We start from the raw sequence: 21,586 nt of genomic DNA, 5'->3' as shown, positions 1-21,586 counted from the left end.
TTAACAGATTTTCGACCAAAACCCACCAACTATGTGAAGCGGGTCAATGGTTATTTTAGCTTTGAAGCGCAAGGGTGCGGATTTTACACACAAATAATGAAAAACCGATGGCAAACAGATATGCCTGTAATCCACATCATACTGGCGCTCTCTACTCGCAATCTGGGCAGCGATCGCGATCACATAGACACATTTCGTAAACAAAAAGCCATCGCCTTCTCATTGACAATAATTGCGATCCACTGCTGAATGGATGCGACGAAACAGGCAACGCCTGACTGCTTGCACTTTTTTGGTGCGTAACAAGCACCAGTTTAGTGCATTTCATTTGCGCCAATACCAAGCAAAATCGGTTAAACGCAGGTGGAGACTGGTTTTTAGAACTTGGCACGCTTTTAGCATTAATGCACTTAACTCACGTGACAAGCAGTAAACGTCGCGTAACTACATTTGACAACGGAGGTTTATTCACATGTCAGCCGAAAACGTACTCTCTCTCATTCAAGAGCACGAAGTGAAATTTGTCGACCTGCGCTTTACCGACACAAAGGGTAAAGAGCAACACGTCTCGATCCCTTCTCATCAGATCGACGCTGACTTCTTCGAAGAAGGCAAAATGTTTGACGGCTCTTCTATCGCAGGATGGAAAGGCATTAACGAATCAGACATGGTACTGATGCCTGACGCGACTACAGCTGTTCTGGACCCATTCACAGAAGACAGCACGCTGAACATCCGTTGTGACATCCTTGAGCCTGCAACTATGCAAGGTTATGACCGCGACCCACGCTCTATCGCACACCGCGCAGAAGAGTACATGCGTTCAACGGGTGTTGCAGACACCGTTCTTATCGGCCCTGAGCCAGAGTTCTTCCTGTTTGACGACGTGAAGTACTCTGTAGACATGTCTGGCGCGTCTTACAAAATCGACGACGTAGAAGCAGCTGGAACAGCGGTACTGACTACGAAGGCGGTAACAAAGGTCACCGTCCAGGCGTTAAAGGCGGTTACTTCCCAGTTGCACCTGTTGATTCATCACAAGATATCCGTTCAGCAATGTGTCTGATCATGGAAGAGATGGGTCTGGTTGTTGAAGCGCACCACCACGAAGTAGCCACTGCTGGTCAGAACGAAATTGCTACTCGTTTCAACACGCTGACGTCTAAAGCTGACGAAATCCAAATCTACAAGTACGTTGTTCATAACGTTGCTCACGCATTTGGTAAAACAGCAACCTTCATGCCTAAGCCAGTTGTTGGCGATAATGGTTCTGGTATGCACGTTCACCAATCACTGGCGAAAGACGGTCAAAACCTGTTCGCTGGTGACAAGTACGGCGGCCTGTCTGAGACTGCACTTCACTACATCGGCGGTATCATCAAGCACGCACGTGCAATCAACGCCTTTGCGAACGCATCAACCAACTCATACAAGCGTCTGGTTCCTGGCTTCGAAGCACCTGTTATGCTTGCATACTCTGCTCGTAACCGTTCTGCTTCAATCCGTATCCCTGTGGTACCAAGCCCGAAAGCACGTCGTATCGAAGTTCGCTTCGGTGATCCAACTGCTAACCCATACCTGTGCTTTGCAGCAATGCTGATGGCGGGTCTTGACGGAATCAAGAACAAGATCCACCCAGGCGATGCAATGGATAAAGACTTGTATGACCTGCCAGCAGAAGAAGCAGCGGAAATCCCAACAGTTGCATCTTCACTGGAGCAAGCTCTGCAAGCACTGAGCGATGACCGTGAGTTCCTGACTGCAGGTGGCGTATTCACTGATGACTTCATCGATTCTTACATCGGTCTTAAGTCTCAGGACGTTGAGCGTCTGCAAATGACAACTCACCCAGTTGAGTTTGAACTGTACTACTCTGTATAAGTTCTGACGCTTTACCAACGACTTCCAAAGCCCGCATTTTGCGGGCTTTTTTATTTCAGCCCGATTACCTACGCAAGTAAATCTTGTGATCGCAGATAGTGCTTTCAATACAATGACTTTCGCTCTATCAAGGTGCTAAAACTGGCAAGCTAATTGCTTTTGTTATCAGTGAGCAGATATATCTTGGTGTTGGCGCAAAGAAGCCAGTAAAAGCAATGAGATAGTGCATCACCGAACAAAACCTCTGCACAACAACACCGCATTGAGTAAACTTAATGCACTAATTTGGTGCACAAGGAAGGGACCGTGGCTTCAATGACAGAAACAATTCTGGATAACTTAATCACTGCCGTGTTGGTGCTGGACGAAAACCTGACCGCCATCTATGCCAATCCCGCTGCAGAGCAATTGTTTTGTCAAAGCGCACGCCGCCTTGCCGACAAACCCTTACCCGAACATATGCAACACTGCTCCGCCGAGCTTGGCCTCATTCGAGACACATTGGAAAGTGGTCAGGGTTTAACTGACAGTGATGTCACTGTGGTGATTGACGGCAATCAACGTAAAGTTGAACTGAGCGCAAGCCCATTAAGCTGGCAAACCCAGCAAGCCATAATGCTTGAAATCAAACCCATTGGGCAACAGCAGAGGATCAGCCAAGAAATCACGCAGCATGCGCAGCAGCAGGCGGCGAAAGAGTTAGTGCGGGGTCTTGCCCATGAAATCAAGAACCCACTGGGTGGACTTCGCGGGGCCGCGCAGCTGATGGAGAAAATGGTGCCCGATCCTGAAATCAGTGAATATACGGGCATCATCATTGAACAAGCCGATAGACTCCGAAATTTGGTCGACAGGCTGCTCGGCCCGCAAAAGCCGGGGGCGCAAGTACACCAAAACTTGCACGTGGTATTGGAAAAAGTCAGGCAACTTGTGGCACTGGATATGGCTGACAACGTCTCTATCAGGCGCGACTATGATCCGAGTCTGCCGGATATTCAGATGGATGAAGATCAGCTGGTACAGGCGATTCTCAACGTAGTGAACAACGCCTGCCAGATACTCGCCGAACATGACGGCGGTGAAGTGCTGCTGCGCACCCGTACCGAACATCAGGTTTTATTACATGGCAAACGCCACAGGCTGGTTGCCAAAATAGAGGTCATCGACAATGGCCCGGGCGTCAATCCATCACTGATTGATACCCTCTTTTATCCCATGGTAACAGGGCGTGCCGGAGGAACAGGGCTTGGGCTTTCGATCACTCGAAACCTCATTGACCAGCATCAAGCAAAATAGATGTCATGAGCTGGCCCGGACACACTGCGTTCACCATTTTTCTGCCGATTCGACGTTAGGGGACAACTATGAGTAAGGGATTAATCTGGGTAGTGGATGATGACAGTTCAATTCGCTGGGTACTGGAAAGAACACTGATAGCCGCAGGGATGGCATGCGAAACGTTCGCAGATGCTGACAGCGTGCTGGAAAACCTCAACCGGAGTGTGCCCGATGTGCTGGTATCAGACATCCGTATGCCGGGTACCGATGGCTTTGAGCTGTTGAAAAACCTGCAAACTGACTACCCCGAGCTGCCCGTGATCATCATGACCGCCCACTCCGATTTGGATGCGGCTGTCGGCGCCTACCAAAAAGGCGCGTTCGAATACCTTCCCAAGCCCTTTGACATAGATGAAGCGGTCACACTCGTCGAGCGTGCGCTTAGCCACAGCCAGGAACAGAAACGTAAGCGACAGCCCAATACACCTGACCAGCCTGTACCTGAAATCATTGGTGAAGCACCGGCAATGCAGGAAGTGTTTCGTGCTATTGGCCGGCTTTCACGCTCATCGATTTCAGTGCTCATCAACGGTGAATCAGGCACAGGTAAAGAACTTGTTGCACAGGCACTTCATCGACACAGCCCAAGGGCGAAAAATGCTTTCATCGCCCTCAATATGGCCGCTATTCCCCGCGACTTGATTGAATCTGAGCTATTTGGTCACGAAAAAGGTGCGTTCACAGGTGCGAATACCATTCGTCAGGGGCGCTTTGAACAGGCCCATGGTGGGACCCTGTTTCTTGATGAAATCGGTGATATGCCGCTCGATGTACAAACTCGCCTGTTGAGAGTGTTAGCAGACGGCCAGTTTTATCGTGTCGGCGGACATCAGGCAATTAAAGTGGATGTCAGGATCATCGCGGCTACCCACCAAAACCTCGAACAACGCGTCACCGATGGCGATTTTCGTGAGGACTTGTTCCACCGCCTCAACGTCATCCGGGTGCATATTCCCGCCCTCAAAGAGCGCAGACAGGATATCCCTAAACTGGCGAGTCATTTTCTCAACCTTGCCGCGAAAGAGCTTGGTGTGGAAGAAAAGACACTGCATCAGGACACCAAAGACATCATGGCGGATATTTCCTGGCCCGGAAACGTCCGCCAGCTCGAGAATACCTGTCGCTGGCTGACGGTGATGGCAAGTGGAAAAGAAGTGCTTCCCAGCGACCTACCACCAGAATTACTCGACGGTGATGAGAAATCAGGCGCGGTGATCGAAGCGGGCAGCTGGCAACAAGCCCTGTCGAGCTGGGCGAAAGAGTCCCTCAGCAACGGCAACGAAAACTTGCTCAGAGATGCGTTGCCTGAATTTGAGCGCATCTTGCTTGATGAGGCCCTGCAACATACCCGGGGTCGAAAGCAGGAAGCGGCAAAGCTGCTTGGCTGGGGTCGAAATACCCTGACACGGAAGCTCAAAGAATTACACCACGAATGATCGTCCTTCCATTGGTGGGCTTTTCATCGTCGGAGAGGTGCTTTTATCTAGCTTAAATCACATTGGTCATTATACTTGGTTTTCATTTGCACTAAGGACCACGGCTATGATCACCTCGAACTTGCCATTGACAGACTTGCACCGTCACCTTGATGGCAATATTCGTATCTCCACGATTCTCGAACTTGGCCAGAAATTTGGTATGTCGCTGCCCGGTGACACCATCGAGACGCTTCGCCCACACGTTCAGGTTATGACTAATGAACCTGACTTGGTCGGCTTCCTGTCGAAACTTGACTGGGGTGTGGCTGTATTGGGTGATCTGGACGCAGCACGACGTATTGCCTACGAGAACGTCGAAGATGCACTCAATGCACGCATTGATTATGCGGAACTTCGCTTTTCACCGTATTACATGGCGATGAAACACAACCTCCCTGTTGCTGGTGTCGTTGAAGCAGTGGTTGATGGTGTTCAAGCGGGTAGTCGTGATTTTGGTGTAAAAACCAACCTGATCGGTATCATGAGCCGCACGTTCGGTACAGAAGCTGCATGACAGAGCTTGATGCGCTGCTGACACAAAAACAGCATCTGATCGCGATTGATTTGGCAGGCGATGAGCTGGGCCAGCCGGGACATCAGTTTACCGAACACTTTAACAAAGCCCGTGCTGCTGATCTCAACATTACCGTGCACGCTGGTGAAGCAGCAGGTGCAGAGAGCATGTGGCAAGCTATCAATGAGCTTGGCGCAACGCGAATCGGTCATGGTGTGAAAGCCATCGAAGACCCAAAACTGATAGATTTTCTGGCTGAGAAAGGCATCGGTATCGAATCTTGCCTGACGTCAAACGCACAGACCAGCACTGTTGCGTCACTCGCCAGCCACCCAGTGAAACAGTTCCTGTCGCACGGTATTTTGGCAACGCTGAACACTGATGACCCAGCGGTATCTGGTATTGAACTGCCTTACGAATATGAGGTAGCAGCACCACAAGCGGGCCTGACAGCAGAGCAAATCCGCCAGCTGCAGGAAAATGGCCTGAAAATCGCTTACCTGTCAGACAGCGAGAAGCGCGAACTGACAGAAAAAGCAGCAGCCAGAGCATAAAGCGGCCTGATGATGGAAAATCTTTCTGTTGCGGGTGAGCTTGTGAGTACCAGTCAGGATGTGTCATCAACACCCGGATTACTGGCAGCGTTGTTGGCTATCGTCCTTACCCTTTTCAGTTCAGGTAGCTGAGCGTTAAGTCATATCCCAAAAGCCGCTTATTGCGGCTTTTTTTCGCTTTACCATCCCCAAAATCAAAAAACTAACGCTAATTCACACCCATTTACTGCTGTTTGTATTCTGTCTTACCCACAGTTAGAAAAGGCTCGAACCCCAACCAATAATCAAATCCAGCCAAATGATTTAATTGATAAAAGTCACATCAAGCCCATCTTCTGAGTGCTAGCGTTGAGTGCTGTTCCGCTGTTTGAACATCCCCTAACTATACAAAAGGAGCACACAATGAGCATTTGTCTGGATAAAGCACTGTCACTTTACGATGAAGCCGCGTTTAACCGCCATATTGGCGAATTAACGCAACTGTTTGTCTCAGCGCCCGACCCAAAACAAGCACTGTCTGTGTATTGCAAAAATTACTACTACTTCTCGTTGCAGCAAATTCATGCCTTTGCACAAATACTCACTTTAATTCCGGCTCATGATAGACGCGCATTGGCACCGATGGCAGAAGCCATCAGTGATGAGTGGGGTAATGGCGACCCTAACAAAACCCACTCAGCCTTGTTTGAGAAATTTTTTGCTGCAGCAGGCATCAGTATCGCGTTACCAATAGCTGACGATGAAATTATTCCGAGCATCAAAGCTTACTTAGGTGTGATGTGGGAGAACTTCAGTGTCACTACCTCAAATGAAGCCAAATCACTGGCGACTTGGCTGTTTTTGGAAAAGTCGGCAGTCGATGTGTATTTGCCTCTGCTGAACGCATTCCGCGCCATGGATATTTTTACCGAAGATGATTTGGAGTTTTTCACTCTCCATGCAGTGCTCGAGCCAGAACACTACGAGGAAGTGCTGCGCATTCTCGATTACAAAACCTTTGACGACGATGAAACCGCTCAGTTTTATGCTGAATACCAACGTATGGGAGAACACTGGGTCAACTTCTGGCAGCAGGTCGTCGAGACCACCCGCTCATCGCTAAAAGCTGAACTCTCTCAGGCCGAGCCAGCATAACAAGGAGTGAAGCCATGATCGTCGCCAATGCAGATAACGCCTTCACCTCAGCGTACAGTTTTCAAAATCAGGTTCAGTATGATGCAGCGATGGCTCTGCTGAATCAGCAATGTTCAGCGCCGCTAAACTTCAAAAGCTACTTGGATATTGGCTGCGGTGACGGGCGCTTGCTGTCTCAATTAAGCCAACAAAACCCTAACGCTAAATGCCTTGGCATTGATTTGTCGGATAGCCTGATTGAAAAGGCAAACCTGTCAGCGACAGGAAATCTGACGTTTCAAAGTCTGGATGCCAGAGCGCTCGAAGTTTTGCCACAGAGTTATCACTTCATCAGCTCCTTTTTTTGTCTGCAATGGCTCAACCAACAAGAAATACGGACGGTATTTGAGCTGGCGCTGGAGAAGCTCGCGAAAGACGGAGAGTTACTGCTTTTGCTGCCTATTGATCAACAGGTGCTCTGTGACGCCAGAAGTCGAGCGCTGGATGCCTTTTTCAGTGGTCACACCATTCCGTTTGGGGTTACCGAGGCTGATATTTATAAGGCATTGTTTACCCTTAATGACGAACAGGCTGAGCAATTCGAGGTATTGCTGTGCGGGGAGCAGTATTTTCCTTTCGATGCCATGGACGAGGTGTTTTCACAGTACATCGGTGGCTGGATATCCGAGCTTCGGGATCTGCCATTTAGCGACGCACAGCGGGATGCATATCTCGCCAAGGTAGTCAGTTTGATGCCAAGAAAATCAGCGGAGCTTGTCGATTTCAGTACTCGCGGATTTTGTGTCCATATTCGGCGAACGTAAAAACACCGCCCCACTCAGGCTTCTTACAAGCAATAAAAAGGCAGTCATTATCGTGACTGCCTGTTATCTCACTGACTCAGTGTTCAAATGTTTAAATCACCCGTGAAAACTTCAGCTGCCTTGCTCTGTCACGCAAGTAGGTGTCAAAACACATACAAATATTGCGGATCAACAAACGGCCTTTCAGTGTCACGCGGATAAAACTGTCATCAATGACAACCAGTTCATCGTCGATAAAAGGCGCTAAAAGCGCGATATCTTCGGCGAAGTAGTCATCAAATGTTAGGTTAAACATACTTTCAACCGCTGACTTATCGAGCAAAAAATTACAAATCAGGTCTTTTATCACTTCACGGCGCAGTAAGTCATCGGCAGTCAGCCCAACGCCTTTCCATAGCGCGTGCTGCCTTTCTTCCACCTGCGTGTAATAGTGCTTTAGCTCTTTCTGGTTTTGGGCGTAACAGTCACCAATCATTGAGATGGCAGAGACCCCCATACCCAACAAGTCACAGTCACCCTGAGTGGTGTAGCCCTGAAAATTGCGGTGCAGAATGCCATCGCGCTGGGCAACAGCAAGCTCATCATCAGGCTTGGCGAAGTGGTCCATACCGATGAACTGGTAACCCGCATCAGTCAATGTGTGGATAGTTTGTTCCAGCATTGCGAGCTTTTCTGACGCGCTCGGCAGGTCTTCGTCTTTGATTTTCCGCTGAGCGGCAAACAAAGACGGTAGATGTGCGTAGTTGAAAATCGATAGGCGGCCCGGCTCCATATCAATCACCCGGGCAAGCGTCTCGCCGAAGGTTTTTGTGTTCTGGTGAGGAAGACCATAAATCAAATCAAGGTTGGTTGACCTGAAACCAAGCGTTTTCGCACGGGCAACCAAGTCGCCAATAAATGCCTCATCCTGCTCACGATTAACCGCCTGCTGAACCTTCTTGTCAAAGTCCTGAACTCCAATACTCAGACGGTTGAACCCTTCTGCACGCAAATGATTGAGTACATCCAGTTCAATTTCGCGCGGGTCGATTTCAATGCTGATTTCAGCGGTATTATCGATGGTAAACAGCGAGCGTAGCAGCCCCATCAAACGCGATATTTGCGCTTTCTCAAGGAAAGTCGGCGTTCCGCCACCCCAATGGATTTGGGTCACTTTACGGCCAGTAAACGCAGCCGCCCGCTGCCTTACTTCCATCTCCAGCACATCAAGATACTTATCTGCTTTGTGACGATGGCGGGTGATCACCTTGTTACACCCACAGTAATAACACAGCGTGTGGCAGAACGGGATGTGCAGATACAGAGAAAGAGGGCGCTCAGGATATTGCTGACAGGCCGCATCAAACTCGGCGTCAGTAAAGCATTCATGAAACTCAAGCGCAGTGGGGTACGAGGTATAACGGGGGCCAGAATAGTTATACTTTTCTATCAAAGCCTGATCCCAAATGATTTGCTGCTTAGACATCATTCTTTCCGCTTGTGGTGTGATGCAATGGCAGGCTGGGATGCACTGCCATTAACAGACTCACCCGGTGATGCGGGTGACGAAAGGACTCAGCTCGCCAGTGGGCGAACGGGCATCATTTTGGCACCGGTAAACGCCAGAATTTCTTCCAGCTCGGTGTGAATAGCAACTTGTAGGCGGGACTCAGCTTTCATTCGTGTGAGGTCGAAACGCATGCGCTCACGCTTTTGCAGTGACTTTCTTGCGTCTCCACGAGGCATGTCTTTTACCACGTCGTACAACTCGTACAGAGCCGGATATTGAGTGGGAAACTCAATCCGTTTTTCGCCCTGCAGATGATCCATGATCATGTATAAACGAATAGCTGCTTCTGATAAATCACACTGCTCTTGCAGTGTCGCCATCGCAATTACGTCAACACTCTCAATGATCTTATCATTCCGTTTGGTGATTGCCTGTTCCATCAGGGCCTGCTGTTGCTGCTTCTGTAGTCTCACTTTCGACAGCAGCCAACCCGCATACACTGACAAACTGAGGATGATTCCCCCGCCTGCCAAGATCAACGTTAAACGTAATGTATCCAAGTGTTACTCCTGATCCATGTCCAGGTTTTCAAATGCCGCTAAGAGGTCATCGTCGCTACGCTTAGATGGTTTAGCGGGTTGTTTTTCATCTTCTAGCTCGTCATCGTCGAGCAGGCCTAACTGACTCATCAGCGCTTCAATACGATCGAGTTTTTCATCAACGTATGACTGAAGACCAGCCCCAAGGCTTTCACCATTTTCAATACGGTCGAGCAACACATTCAGTTGTGCATCATTTTCGAGCATCTCTAATTCTTGCTCAGCACTCAAGCGACGGGCTTTTTTCGCCTGCGCTGATTTAGGGTGTGGCTTTTGCTCGACAATCAATGGAATGGCTTTTTTGCTACCATGACGAGGGTCTTTTTGTGCCGCTGCTTTTCTGGCTGCGGCGGCTTTTGCGTCTGAATGACGAGAGCCAGCCTTCAAGCCTTTACGCTTTTTCAGCTTCTTCTGCAGACGCCCTTCATTATCAGACTGGCTAGGCGTACGATCATCGTATTGCGCTGGTCCTTCTGAACCAGCTTTCCGACTTCTTTTCTTGCGGGTCATGCGGTTTTCTTCCTCAGTAAAATGACATCGTTACCAACAAAGTCCACGTCAAGACCATCACGGTCTGCCAGAAAACGGAAAGTTTCGCGACTGAAAAAGCTCACGTGGGTTGGGTCGTTTTTATAATGCCAACGGCTGAATGCCTCAGCATCTTTCACCAGTTTAGTCATCAGTGCAAGCCAGCCACCCGGCTTTATTAAACTGATTAACTGCCCCCATTCCCTTTTAGGGTAGTGAAAATGTTCGATAGCCTCTGTACAGGTAACAAAATCATAGGTTTTGTTCAGTGCAGCTCCGTCAGGCACAAAAAAAGGATCGTACAGCGCAACACTGTGTCCTTTGTCTTCCAGCATCAATGACAGAGTCGGCCCCGGACCACAGCCAAAATCCAGCCCTGATTGCGCACTCGGCATACATTTATGCAATGGCTCAGCAATCCGGCTCAAAAATTGGCGATAACCTACATCATCTGGGCTGTTTTCATGTTGTTGATATATCGCTTTTTCTTCGTCGGCTGACAAAAAGGAAGCAGGGTCAACAAATACCAGAAAACAGTGGCCACAACGAAAATAACGTCTGCGCTTATCCTGGTGGAAATCGGCAAAGTTATCAGAGGCACACAATGGGCAGGTATGGGACATATGGGTCCAGTATCAAACGGAATGGCGGAAATGTATCAGAAACCCCAATAAGAAAAAAGCGACAGGCCTAAACCTGTCGCTGTAAATGTGTTCAATATGATGAACGTATTCTTGAGCCATTAATCCCTAATGGTTGTCCACTTCCCGGTGGTCGAACATCCGTATTTTTTGTCGCTTCCAGCTATGTTCGTTATTTTTTCATCATCCTGATGCGTTTTTAGCGTCCTAGTGTCTCATCCTGAGCGCGTCGCCATCCTAAGCGGTACTCCATTTCTCTCGCTCCGTGAGAGGTCATCCCTAAAACATGTCGTCCTCGACACGCTGTCTCCCTGACAGTCAGAAATGATTAACCATTTCGTGCATCCTTGCTACGTCCTGCTATTTTTTGAGCTGCTCTGCTCTGCCGTACTTGGCTGTCCTGTTCCTTGTCGTTATCCCTGTCGACGAAGATAATTTTACGTATTTTGATGTGTCAAAAAAGGTAGCCAATTCAATCATTGGTAACCAGATTATGAAAATAAAAACTAAAGCATTGATTTATAGAAATTTAAAATAAAGAAAGAGATGAACTTTAAGCCAAAAATACAGGCATGAATAGTCAATGTCTCACAAAGCTTGCTGACGGTTTGGAAGGTCCATTCACCGCGCAAAGGGAAAGCGGAAATACGGGCATTAAAAAAGGCAGCAAACGCCGCCTTTTTTCTGGTAGTTAGCGGTTAGTGAAGACCGCCGAGGTATTGTGAAACAGCAAGAATTTCCGCATCAGACAACTTTGCAGAGACAGCACGCATCATTCCGTTAAGGTCGTTGTTGCGTTGACCAGACCGGAACATCTCAAGCTGGCCTTTCAGATAATCAGCATGTTGACCTGAGATTTTAGGGAAGCCGGACGAAACCGTACCATTACCCCGAGGCCCATGGCATGCAATACACGCAGCAACGCCGCGATCTGGCAGTCCAGCATTATAAATTTGCTTGCCCAGTGCAATGGCTGCTTCTGGCGTTGTACCCGGTGTCGCATCCTGAGACGCGTAGTACGCAGCCAGATCCGCCATGTCTTTCTCAGACAATGGCATCACCATTCCCCCCATCACGGCGTTGTTACGCCCAGATTGGCCCTGAGAGGTCATCGCAAGTTTAAATTCTTTCAGTTGTTTAAGCAGGTAATTAGGATGTTGGCCTGCCAGTTTAGGGTTAGCCGGTACAGCACTGTTACCGTCAGCACCATGGCAAGCCGCGCATGTCGCTGATATTGCCTTCCCTTTTTCTGCATCACCGTCGGCCACGGCCGAAAAGCTCGCAAAAAGAGTGAGGAGTAGCACTATTTTCTTCATGACATTCCATTTATTGTTTTTAAGCTTCCAGTGCCGCGATAATTGCACCGCCGTGGTACAATGACCGGGCAAAAAACGAGCACATTTATTTTACACAAAATCACATAAAAGTAACTATTCGGCAACATTAAGTCGAGACGGAGTTAACAGTGAATCCCTCACTCAACTATCGAAATACACACTTCATCACAAGTGCCCCAGATATCAGACATTTACCGGACGATACAGGTATAGAAATTGCGTTTGCTGGGCGCTCCAATGCTGGAAAGTCTAGCTCACTAAATAGACTATGTGATCAAAAAAGCCTTGCCAAAACCAGTAAAACACCGGGTCGCACACAGTTAATCAACCTATTTCAGGTTGATGAGGGATGCCATATTGTCGATTTGCCCGGCTATGGCTTCGCGCAAGTCCCGTTGGAATTGAAACAAAAATGGCAAAAATCTCTGGGTGAATACCTGCAAAAGCGCGAGCAACTGAAAGGCTTAGTTGTTTTGATGGATATCCGCCATCCGATGAAAGATCTTGATCAACAGCTTATTTATTGGGCGGTTGAGAGCCAATTGCCAGTTATGGTGCTGCTGACAAAAGCGGATAAATTGAAAAGTGGAGCGAGAAAAGCGCAGCTTCTAAAGATTCAGGAAGCGTCTCTGGCTTTTTGCGGTGATGTCCAAGTCGAACTGTTTTCATCGTTGAAAGGTTTCGGCGTCGATAAACTTCGTCGTAAGCTCGATGACTGGTTTTTATCATTTAGTGAAGAAACAATTGATGAAGACCAAGAAGCGCTTCTGGACAGCGAAACTGACAGCAACCCTACCGAGTAGCACTCTCATTACCCACCCGTTTTCAGCGGGTGGTGTTTTCCATACAACTTCGCCGCTAATCTCCCCCGTCCCTTCTTGTTCAACATTCCGACAACACACTGATACTCTAATCCCGTTGACATGCCAGCCCTACTCAGTCAGTCCACAAAAAGATATTTATCATTGAATATTAAGTCTGATAATAGAGAAAATTTAAAACAAGATAAGAGGAATTTTATTACAGAAATAAAAAAGCCGATCGAAAAGAGTGATCGGCTGAAACTTCGTCAAAAACTGTTGGAAGTGATGCACCAACAGCATGAACACATCAAGAACAAGAAGTTAATTTCATTATAACTATACTTCCTCATAATTAAAGTAATTACTCTAAAAATGATATGAATCGCATGTAAGCCTGTGTTTACAGTAAAACAACATGATGTTTTACAGTGGGTTTGGAGCTTTTTAGCCGGGGAAGTATGAAAAGTGTACAAGTGACAGATAAAAAAACGCCCCGGTCTCAAATGAAGACCGAGGCAGCTGAATCAGCCAAATCCAATAACGTGAAACAAAAGGTCTGAAAGATAGAACATCTTACCTCTGTACCCTACGCCGATTAATGTATCGCACTTGGCTGATTAAATAAAGCACAAACTGAAAGTTTATTTCAAAAATAATCTAATCGCGATAGTACTTATTTTTTATCGAAATTTAAGTGACTGATCTCAATGGGCCTTATCCCAGCAGTCTCCAGAGCCTGACTCGGCAATCAGTGGCACCGCCAGATCAGCGGCTGACTCCATTAATCGGCAAATTTCATCGTCGACACGTTGTAAATCTTCGTTGTTTACTTCCAGAACCAGTTCATCGTGTACCTGCATGATCAAAGTGGCAGTCTCTTCAGGTTGCTGTTGCAGCCAGTTATCCACCAAAATCATTGCGCGCTTAATAATATCGGCGGCAGTGCCTTGCATTGGGGCATTGATCGCAGCACGTTCAGCGGCTTTTCGGCGCATACCGTTGCGAGATTTGATTTCCGGTAAGTGCAATCGACGGCCAAAAATGGTCTCAACATAGCCCTGCTCTGCTGCTGTCAGGCGCGTACTTTCCATATATTGTCTGACACCCGGGTAGCGCTCGAAATACAGGTCCATATACTGCTGGGCTTCTGCACGAGGAATACCAAGCTGTTTTGCCAACCCAAATGCACTCATACCGTAAATCAAACCAAAGTTGATGGCTTTGGCGCGACGGCGCATTTCTGCGGTCACGTCATCCAGGCTTACGCACATGACCTCTGCGGCGGTGGCAGTGTGAATATCCTTACCATCACGGAAGGCAGTAAGCAGCGCCTTATCGCCAGACAAGTGTGCCATGATACGAAGCTCAATCTGAGAATAGTCGACAGCCAAAATTGCACGACCTTCAGGAGCAACGAATGCCTGACGAATACGACGCCCTTCTTCATTTCGTACTGGAATATTCTGCAAGTTCGGATCGGTTGACGACAGACGGCCTGTCGCAGTAACCGCCTGATGATAAGAGGTGTGCACTCTACCGAGCGAGGGTTAACCATCTTGGGCAGTTTCTCAGTGTAAGTAGATTTCAGCTTCGCCAAACCACGGTATTCGAGAATAAGCTTCGGCAGCGGGTAATCCAGAGCCAGCTCTTGCAGGACCTCCTCATTGGTTGATGGCGTACCCGATGGTGTCTTTTTAATGACGGGTAATCCCATTTTCTCGAACAATATTGCCTGCAACTGTTTTGGTGAACTCAGATTGAACTCTTCACCGGCAATTTCATATACTTTCTTTTCTATCTCATCGAGTCTGATCGCCAGCTCTGATGACTGAGCAGACAGCATCATACTGTCAATAAGTACGCCGTTTCGCTCCATTCTGGAAAGAACGGGAACCAAAGGCATTTCATATTGCTCAAAAATGGTTTTCAGCGCGTCATCGGATTCGACTTTGTCTTTGAGGTAGTTGTGCAGGCGCAGGGTGATATCGGCATCTTCCGCAGCATATGGCGACGCCTGCTCAAGCTGAATTTGGTTAAACGTCAGCTGCTTTTTACCTTTACCTGCAATCTCTTCAAAGCTGATACAAGTGTGGTTCAGATAACGAAGCGCAAGGCTGTCCATATCATGACGGCCCGCCACACTGTTAAAGACATAAGATTCAAGCATGGTGTCGTAAGCAATGCCGCGCATCGCGATATTATAACGAGCCAGCACACTCGCATCGTACTTGAGGTTCTGGCCCACTTTGGCAGACGCAGGGTCTTCCAGCCACTCTTTCATTTGTTCAATGACCCAATCACGCTCTAACTGTTCTGGCGCGTCTAGGTAGTCGTGCGCAACAGGCACATAAGCCGCTTCGCCTTCAGCGACGGCAAATGAAACACCGACAAGGTTGGCTTCCATGTAATCAAGATTGTCGGTCTCAGTATCAAAAGCAACAACGTCCGTAGCGCGTAATTTATCCATCCAACGCTGAAAGTCGCTTTCAGTCAGAATAGTCTCGTAGTTGCTGCGATCGACGCTTGCGTGAGCAGGTTCCGCTTCATCAGACGCTTCATTACCAGACGCCTTGCTCGCACTGTCTCCGGTTGGCATCGCCACGCCATCTTTTGCTTCCGCCAACCAGCGGCGGAACTGCAGGTGGGTGTACATCTCAACCAGCTTGTCTGTATCAGGCTCACCATTCACCAGTTCATTGGGTTTAAACGGAAGTTCGACATCAAGCTTGATGGTTGCTAGTTCGTAAGAAAGCAACGCATTCTCTCTGTTCTCAGTAAGCTTCTTGGCCATGGTTTTCGAACCACGGAAACCAAGATCAGCAATTTTATCAAGGTTGTCATAAAGATCGTTAAGGCCACCTATACCCGCAATAAGGGCTGTCGCGGTCTTGTCTCCGACACCTGGTACACCGGGAATATTATCGACCTTGTCTCCCATCAAAGCGAGGTAGTCGATAATATGTTCGGGTCCAAAACCGTACTTATCGTGGACGGCTTGGGGGTCCATCACCACATTGGTCATGGTATTAATGAGTGTGACATTCTCATCCACCAGCTGCGCCATATCTTTATCACCGGTACTGATCAATACCGGGATACCGGCTGCAGATCCCTGCACAGCCAATGTACCAATCACATCATCGGCTTCCACGCCATCGATGACTAACATTGGGAAGCCCATGGCTTTGATGATGGTGTGCAATGGTTCTATCTGGCAACGCAGATCATCCGGCATTGGCGGGCGATGTGCTTTGTATTCGGCATACATGTCGTCACGGAACGTTTTACCCTTAGCATCAAATATCACTGCAACAGGTGAAGACGGAAATTGCTTTACCAGACTGCGCAACATATTAACAACACCATAAACAGCGCCCGTAGGCTCACCCTGAGCGTTGGTAAAGTTAGGTGCAGCATGGTAAGCGCGATATAGGTAAGAGGAGCCGTCAACAAGGATCAACGGATTTTCAGGAATAGTCGCCATAATATAGTCAGATAGCCGGGAAATTTAATGAGAAAGGTAGGATGCCACGACTCATGTTTTCTGTTAACCCTGCTTTTCACATATTGCGTCTTCATCTGTGGATAAGTTTGTTGGTATTTATTTTTTCACAATCAGATCAATCGTGTGTGAAACTTACTTACAGATTTTAAAATCATTAAAATTAGTTACTTATATCTATTCAATCGATCGTTCTCAGGATCGGTCGGGGATCATGCATTGTGGAAAAATAAATACCGTATGAAAGACTGGATCGAATTTTTCCATCACAGTTCTCATCTGTAACAACAGGATCAGAAAAGGTTTCTTCTTTTCGTCATTATCGTGATGATGATATTGACCCCCACAACAAAACACTGTTCAATATGGCGATTTGATTGTTATTGGCTTGCTACCTAGGAGAGAGAAAATGAAAAAAGTAGCTGTGATCCTGTCAGGGTGTGGTGTATTTGATGGCTCAGAGATCCATGAGTCTGTTTTATCTTTGCTGGCCCTTGAAGAAAACGGCGCAAGTTGGCATTGCTTTGCCCCTGACGTACAACAAATGCATGTGATTAATCACAAAGCAGGAGAAGAGTCGGAAGAGAAACGCAACGTGCTTGCTGAATCTGCACGCATCGCACGTGGTGACGTGTCACCTCTTTCAGAACTGAATGAAAGCGACTTTGACGCCTTATTGATCCCTGGCGGATTTGGTGTTGCCAAAAACCTGTGTGACTTTGCCGTTAATGGTGCAGAGATGGTACTGAACGATGACGTAAAAACAGTCTGCACTGCATTTGCTGAAGCAGAAAAACCTGCTGGCTATATTTGCATCTCACCCGTCATGATCCCTGCTGTTTATGGTGCTGGTGCGAAAGGCACCATAGGTAGTGACCCGGATACAGCAGCAGCCTTCAATGCCATGGGTGGCGAGCATATTGAATGCCCAGTGGACGATTTCGTGTTGGACCAAAAACGTAAATTGCTCTCAACACCTGCATATATGCTGGCATCCACTATTAGCGAAACCTCAAAAGGTATCAACGGGCTGGTTAAAAAACTGGTTGAGTTGGCTTAAATGTAAAGAGGCAAAAAAGAAAAAAGCGACGCCGTTGTGGGCGTCGCTTGCATGATAGTTGACCTAAGTATTGCCTGGTCATATGCAAATTTACTGGAAGCAATGTGAGCAATGTCGTGTATCCAACTCGCTGATGTGTCAGTGCGCTGGGTACAACTTAATAATAATCATTCTCATTAGCGTTTGGCAAATCTTTTTTCTTTTTTTTGTTTAAATGATAGTCTCTACGTGATCAGCTTCACAAAATGGAGCCGATATTGGTCCAAGGAGCCCTGCTTTTCCAGGTGTTCGACCTGATATTTGCGAGTTAACAACAAACTCACTGTCTCAGGAAAACAGTTGCGTGATTTAACTCGGATGGTCTGGTAGCCCCGAATCTTTACCCAATCTTCCTGAGCATTCATTAGGGCCTTGGCAATTCCCTTACGTCGACTCTTGGCGGTGACCCCGCCCAACCAACTATAAAAGCAATCGTCATCAAGCTGATAGCCAATATTGACTCCGACTAATTCGTTGCCATCGTCAGCAACCAGAACCAAACTGGGTTTATCACCAATACGACGTGTCATTGAGGCCAGAGTCTCGCCCTGTTCGAACTCATCAATCTTGACTAAAACATCCAGTGCCTCGGCCAGTGTGCCTTCTCGAATCTCCATAAATCACCCTTACTCTGAAGACAGACTCTTTGCTTGTTTCATTATAGCGCCGAGCGATACCGAGCAGCGTATTGCCTTCATTGAGTGACGTTGAGGATAAAAAAAACCGGCGCAGTGGCCGGTTGTTTGTTTACTTTATTTTTCAGGCTGTCTGAGAGTGAGAACTGGTCGATGAGGTCAGTTTGCCAATCAGGAAGTTGAGCAACACACCATACATGGGAATAAACAGACCAAGGCTGATAATCAGTTTAAAGCTGTAATCCACCAGCGCGATTTCCGTCCAGTGCTCCGCCATAAAGGCATCTGGGCTGTTGTAGAAAGCAATGAAGAAGAAAGCGAGTGTATCGCACGCGTTCCCTATCAGGGTCGAACAGGTCGGTGCTACCCACCATTGCTTAAGCGCACGTAATCTGTTGAATACATGAATATCGAGGATCTGCCCGAGCAGGTATGCCATAAAGCTGGCAATCGCGATCCGAGCAACAAACAGATTGAAGTTCGTTAGATCAGCCAATCCTTGATATTGCCCATCGAGGAACAGCACGGACAACACGTAGGAAATTAACAGAGAGGGGATCATCACCCAGAAAATGATTCTTCTTGCCATCTCGGCACCAAAGATCCTGACAGTCAGATCGGTTGCCAAAAAGATGAACGGAAAAGTGAACGCTCCCCAAGTGGTGTGATATCCAAACAGAGTAAACGGAAGCTGAACCAAGTAATTGCTAGACGCAATGATCAATAGGTGGAAAACAACAAGGTAAGACAGCGCCTTACGAAGCTGCGAAGGAGTAAAGGAGTTCATATTGTACCTTTTTGTCATTTGGGGGTGAGGGAACCCAAAACACATTATTTGCCCGACGCTTTGCCGTCAGGCGCGAAAGCGGGCGATTATACAGCAAAAAGCGGGGTTAAAAAGAGGCGATTTGGATACCCGCTCGCTCTGGTAGCCACTGAGACAGAAACAGCAATTCTTCCAGTCCATTCTCTCCCATGGTCTCAAGCCACAGACTCGCCGAGTAGTGCTCTGCCTTCGCCATCAACTGACAACCTTCAAAGTCAATTAGCCAGCTTAGCAAATCAGCGTCGAGTTGCTTTTCTTTCACTGTGGCGCCGATAAGAGTGAAAAATGACTCTGCTACCGTCTCTGCACTGTCAAAGTCCAGCGAGGAAGAAGTAAGAATAAGGCGTCCACTGTCTGGGTTAAACGGTAACAACATCATTTCATCCATAGTGTCTGTCCTCATCGGTGAGCGTGATATGGTCTTCAATCAAATCGAGGAATGCACAACCGTATTTTTCGAGCTTACGTTGCCCCACGCCATTGACCGCCAGCATTTCAGCTTGCGATGTCGGCACCATCTCAGCCATTTCAATCAGGCTGGCATCATTGAAAACCACATAAGGTGGAATGTCTTCGTCATCTGCAATGGCTTTGCGTAGCTTACGCAGTTTGGCGAAAAGCTTTTTATCGTAATTCCGTTTACCCAGTTTGTCGGCTTTGCTTCTCGGGTTGAGGCCGAGTCTGGGTACTGCAAGTTCGAGTGCCAACTCGCCACGCAGCAGCGGGCGAGCCTCTTCGGTCAGCTGAAGTACCGAGCTTCTGGCAATATTTTGGAACAAGTAACCGCGGTGGATAAGCTGACGGAAAATGCTGACCCAGTATTCATGGCTCTCCTCTTTGCCAAGACCGTAAGTGCTGAGCTTTTCATGACCATGATCTTTGATTCGCTGGTTTTGCATGCCTCGCAGCACTTCAACCACATAACCAACGCCGAAGCTCTGATTCACCCGATAAACACAGGACAATGCTTTCTGCGCTTGCTCAGTGCCGTCGAATAACGTCGGCGGATCGAGGCAAATATCGCAGTTACCGCAGGGCGACTCCCGGTATTCACCGAAATAATTCAGCAGCACCAGACGTCGGCAAGTCAGTGCCTCAGCAAAGGCTCCCATGGCATGCAGTTTGTGGCTTTCCACCTGCTTTTGTGGCCCTTCTGGTTTTTCTTCGAGGCAACGGTAAAGCCAGCCAATATCTGAAGGGTCGTATAGCATCACCGCTTCAGCGGGTAAACCGTCACGCCCTGCCCGACCAGTTTCCTGATAGTAGGACTCAATATTGCGCGGTATATCGAAGTGCACTACGAACCTGACGTTGGGCTTGTTGATCCCCATACCGAAAGCGACGGTGGCAACCACTACCTGCACATCATCTCGCTGAAAAGCTTCCTGCACACGACCACGTTCATCGGTCGTCATCCCAGCATGGTAGCCCGCAGCGCGGATATTCTGGTCGCACAGCTTTTCGGTGACCTGCTCGACTTTCTTGCGGCTATTGCAATAGACGATGCCACTGAGCCCTTTTTGCGAGGCGAGAAAGCGGACAAGTTGGGCTTGCGGTTTGTGTTTTTCCAACAAGGTATAACGAATATTGGGGCGATCGAAGCTACCCAGATAGGTGTGAGGCTCGGCCAGATTCAGGCGCTGGCAAATATCCTGACGGGTTGTCTCATCAGCGGTAGCCGTTAATGCGACCACAGGGGCCTGACCAAAATACTGTTTCAGCGAACCAAGCTGGGCATACTCAGGTCGAAAATCGTGTCCCCATTGAGAAATACAGTGCGCTTCGTCCACCGCAATCAGGTTGATGGTCTTGCTTTGCATCCGCTCAACAAAATCGCTCATCAACGCGCGCTCTGGCGATACGTAGAGCAGCTTCAGTTCACCTTGATGGACTCTCTGCCACGTCTCGGATTGCGCTTCCGGTGACATAGAGGAATTCAGACAGGCAGCCTGCACACCATTGGCCAGCAATTGATCGACTTGGTCTTTCATCAGTGAAATCAAGGGAGAGATAACAATGGCCAGCCCCTCACGCACCAGGGCAGGAATTTGGTAACAGAGACTTTTTCCGCCACCAGTAGGCATGATCACCAGACAATCTAACCCGGCGACCACCGCATCGATTACCTCTTTCTGGCCGTCGCGGAATTCATGGTAACCAAACACTTGCTGAAGGACCGTTTCGCTGTTTGGCTGCGACGCAGATTGTTCGATGCTGGACATATCACCTCTCTTCATTTTCAGGCGGCCATTCTAAACCTGCCTGCGCGATCAGAAAAGTGGCAGCATCCGAGTATTGACGATATTTTTGTCTGTTTTTGCACGATCTCTTCCTTAACTACCGCCAAAGGCTATCAACAGACTTGAATCACACATATACTGCGAAAGTCAGTACATTATTCGGACAATTCTCGCTGAAGCCATAA

16 protein-coding genes and 4 pseudogenes are annotated in these 21,586 nt (G+C 48.1%); 9 read left to right on the top strand and 11 right to left on the bottom strand.

From position 1 onward, the window contains the following. Positions 1-472 precede the first annotated feature (472 nt). From glnA to CS022_RS14365, 7 genes and pseudogenes are all read left to right on the top strand, one after another. A pseudogene (gene glnA / locus CS022_RS14390) lies at positions 473-1,881 on the top strand (glutamate--ammonia ligase). A gap of 315 nt (positions 1,882-2,196) precedes the next feature. Next, positions 2,197-3,236 (top strand): annotated as a pseudogene (gene glnL, locus CS022_RS14385) (nitrogen regulation protein NR(II)). Between the two features lie 9 nt (positions 3,237-3,245). Then, positions 3,246-4,655, top strand: a complete 1,410-nt coding sequence (gene glnG, locus CS022_RS14380; RefSeq protein WP_129122872.1) for a nitrogen regulation protein NR(I) — start codon at positions 3,246-3,248, stop codon at positions 4,653-4,655. 106 nt (positions 4,656-4,761) lie between these two features. Continuing rightward, positions 4,762-5,765: pseudogene (gene add, locus CS022_RS14375) on the top strand (adenosine deaminase). Between the two features lie 9 nt (positions 5,766-5,774). Continuing rightward, positions 5,775-5,897, top strand: coding sequence for a hypothetical protein (locus CS022_RS27355; protein WP_268967903.1), 123 nt, complete (start codon positions 5,775-5,777; stop codon positions 5,895-5,897). Positions 5,898-6,167: 270 nt separating this feature from the next. Continuing rightward, a complete protein-coding gene (locus CS022_RS14370) occupies positions 6,168-6,899 on the top strand; it encodes an iron-containing redox enzyme family protein (protein WP_129122871.1) in 732 nt (243 codons plus the stop codon). A 14-nt stretch (positions 6,900-6,913) separates the two neighbouring features. Beyond that, on the top strand, positions 6,914-7,702 hold the full coding sequence (locus CS022_RS14365; protein ID WP_201746289.1) for a class I SAM-dependent methyltransferase: 789 nt from the start codon (positions 6,914-6,916) through the stop codon (positions 7,700-7,702). Between the two features lie 91 nt (positions 7,703-7,793). On the opposite strand, the gene hemN is transcribed toward CS022_RS14365, so the two are convergent. The 5 genes from hemN to CS022_RS14340 all read right to left on the bottom strand — a co-directional run bounded on the left by hemN (position 7,794) and on the right by CS022_RS14340 (position 12,275). Beyond that, positions 7,794-9,167 (bottom strand): oxygen-independent coproporphyrinogen III oxidase, encoded by a 1,374-nt coding sequence (gene hemN, locus CS022_RS14360; protein WP_129122870.1) that lies wholly within the window; start codon positions 9,165-9,167, stop codon positions 7,794-7,796. A gap of 89 nt (positions 9,168-9,256) precedes the next feature. Then, positions 9,257-9,751 (bottom strand): DUF2489 domain-containing protein, encoded by a 495-nt coding sequence (locus CS022_RS14355; RefSeq protein WP_129122869.1) that lies wholly within the window; start codon positions 9,749-9,751, stop codon positions 9,257-9,259. Positions 9,752-9,754: 3 nt separating this feature from the next. Beyond that, a complete protein-coding gene (gene yihI / locus CS022_RS14350; protein ID WP_129122868.1) occupies positions 9,755-10,300 on the bottom strand; it encodes a Der GTPase-activating protein YihI in 546 nt (181 codons plus the stop codon). Then, complete coding sequence (locus tag CS022_RS14345) at positions 10,297-10,941, bottom strand: class I SAM-dependent methyltransferase (RefSeq protein WP_129122867.1); 645 nt, start codon at positions 10,939-10,941, stop codon at positions 10,297-10,299. The genes yihI and CS022_RS14345 overlap by 4 nt, the downstream gene beginning before the upstream one ends. Before the next feature lie 716 nt (positions 10,942-11,657). Next, the gene (locus CS022_RS14340; RefSeq protein ID WP_129122866.1) at positions 11,658-12,275 is read right to left on the bottom strand and encodes a c-type cytochrome; all 618 of its coding nucleotides are present in this window, start codon (positions 12,273-12,275) and stop codon (positions 11,658-11,660) included. 149 nt (positions 12,276-12,424) lie between these two features. Between CS022_RS14340 and yihA the strand changes: the two genes are divergently transcribed. Next, a complete protein-coding gene (gene yihA / locus CS022_RS14335) occupies positions 12,425-13,099 on the top strand; it encodes a ribosome biogenesis GTP-binding protein YihA/YsxC (RefSeq protein ID WP_129122865.1) in 675 nt (224 codons plus the stop codon). Positions 13,100-13,623: 524 nt separating this feature from the next. Here the strand turns inward: yihA and CS022_RS28415 are convergent. Beyond that, the gene (locus CS022_RS28415; RefSeq protein ID WP_438616993.1) at positions 13,624-13,671 is read right to left on the bottom strand and encodes a hypothetical protein; all 48 of its coding nucleotides are present in this window, start codon (positions 13,669-13,671) and stop codon (positions 13,624-13,626) included. Between the two features lie 132 nt (positions 13,672-13,803). Beyond that, a pseudogene (polA, locus tag CS022_RS14330) lies at positions 13,804-16,583 on the bottom strand (DNA polymerase I). Between the two features lie 427 nt (positions 16,584-17,010). On the opposite strand from polA, the gene elbB reads away from it, so the two are divergent. Continuing rightward, positions 17,011-17,661 carry an isoprenoid biosynthesis glyoxalase ElbB gene (elbB, locus tag CS022_RS14325; RefSeq protein WP_129122864.1) on the top strand — a complete coding sequence of 217 codons (651 nt, stop codon included), beginning with the start codon at positions 17,011-17,013 and terminating at the stop codon, positions 17,659-17,661. Positions 17,662-17,885: 224 nt separating this feature from the next. Here elbB and CS022_RS14320 read toward each other — a convergent pair whose 3' ends face one another. The 4 genes from CS022_RS14320 to recQ form a co-directional block, all read right to left on the bottom strand. Further along, positions 17,886-18,317, bottom strand: a complete 432-nt coding sequence (locus tag CS022_RS14320; RefSeq protein ID WP_129122863.1) for a GNAT family N-acetyltransferase — start codon at positions 18,315-18,317, stop codon at positions 17,886-17,888. A gap of 142 nt (positions 18,318-18,459) precedes the next feature. Then, positions 18,460-19,122 (bottom strand): 7-cyano-7-deazaguanine/7-aminomethyl-7-deazaguanine transporter, encoded by a 663-nt coding sequence (locus CS022_RS14315; RefSeq protein ID WP_129122862.1) that lies wholly within the window; start codon positions 19,120-19,122, stop codon positions 18,460-18,462. 106 nt (positions 19,123-19,228) lie between these two features. Further along, a complete protein-coding gene (locus tag CS022_RS14310; protein WP_129122861.1) occupies positions 19,229-19,549 on the bottom strand; it encodes a DUF3630 family protein in 321 nt (106 codons plus the stop codon). Beyond that, complete coding sequence (gene recQ, locus CS022_RS14305; protein ID WP_129122860.1) at positions 19,542-21,383, bottom strand: ATP-dependent DNA helicase RecQ; 1,842 nt, start codon at positions 21,381-21,383, stop codon at positions 19,542-19,544. The genes CS022_RS14310 and recQ overlap by 8 nt, the downstream gene beginning before the upstream one ends. Positions 21,384-21,586 lie beyond the last annotated feature (203 nt).

It is taken from the genome of Veronia nyctiphanis (assembly GCF_004116385.1).
In the GTDB taxonomy this organism is placed as follows: Bacteria; Pseudomonadota; Gammaproteobacteria; order Enterobacterales; family Vibrionaceae; genus Veronia; species Veronia nyctiphanis.
This window is presented reverse-complemented; position numbering and strand designations above follow the sequence as displayed.

Coding starts and splice junctions, on each gene's coding strand:
- glnG (WP_129122872.1), top strand. CDS start 3,246: ATGAGTAAGGGATTAATCTGGGTAGTGGATGATGACAGTTCAATTCGC.
- CS022_RS27355 (WP_268967903.1), top strand. CDS start 5,775: ATGATGGAAAATCTTTCTGTTGCGGGTGAGCTTGTGAGTACCAGTCAG.
- CS022_RS14370 (WP_129122871.1), top strand. CDS start 6,168: ATGAGCATTTGTCTGGATAAAGCACTGTCACTTTACGATGAAGCCGCG.
- CS022_RS14365 (WP_201746289.1), top strand. CDS start 6,914: ATGATCGTCGCCAATGCAGATAACGCCTTCACCTCAGCGTACAGTTTT.
- hemN (WP_129122870.1), bottom strand. CDS start 9,167: ATGTCTAAGCAGCAAATCATTTGGGATCAGGCTTTGATAGAAAAGTAT.
- yihI (WP_129122868.1), bottom strand. CDS start 10,300: ATGACCCGCAAGAAAAGAAGTCGGAAAGCTGGTTCAGAAGGACCAGCG.
- CS022_RS14345 (WP_129122867.1), bottom strand. CDS start 10,941: ATGTCCCATACCTGCCCATTGTGTGCCTCTGATAACTTTGCCGATTTC.
- CS022_RS14340 (WP_129122866.1), bottom strand. CDS start 12,275: ATGAAGAAAATAGTGCTACTCCTCACTCTTTTTGCGAGCTTTTCGGCC.
- elbB (WP_129122864.1), top strand. CDS start 17,011: ATGAAAAAAGTAGCTGTGATCCTGTCAGGGTGTGGTGTATTTGATGGC.
- CS022_RS14320 (WP_129122863.1), bottom strand. CDS start 18,317: ATGGAGATTCGAGAAGGCACACTGGCCGAGGCACTGGATGTTTTAGTC.
- CS022_RS14315 (WP_129122862.1), bottom strand. CDS start 19,122: ATGAACTCCTTTACTCCTTCGCAGCTTCGTAAGGCGCTGTCTTACCTT.
- CS022_RS14310 (WP_129122861.1), bottom strand. CDS start 19,549: ATGGATGAAATGATGTTGTTACCGTTTAACCCAGACAGTGGACGCCTT.
- recQ (WP_129122860.1), bottom strand. CDS start 21,383: ATGTCCAGCATCGAACAATCTGCGTCGCAGCCAAACAGCGAAACGGTC.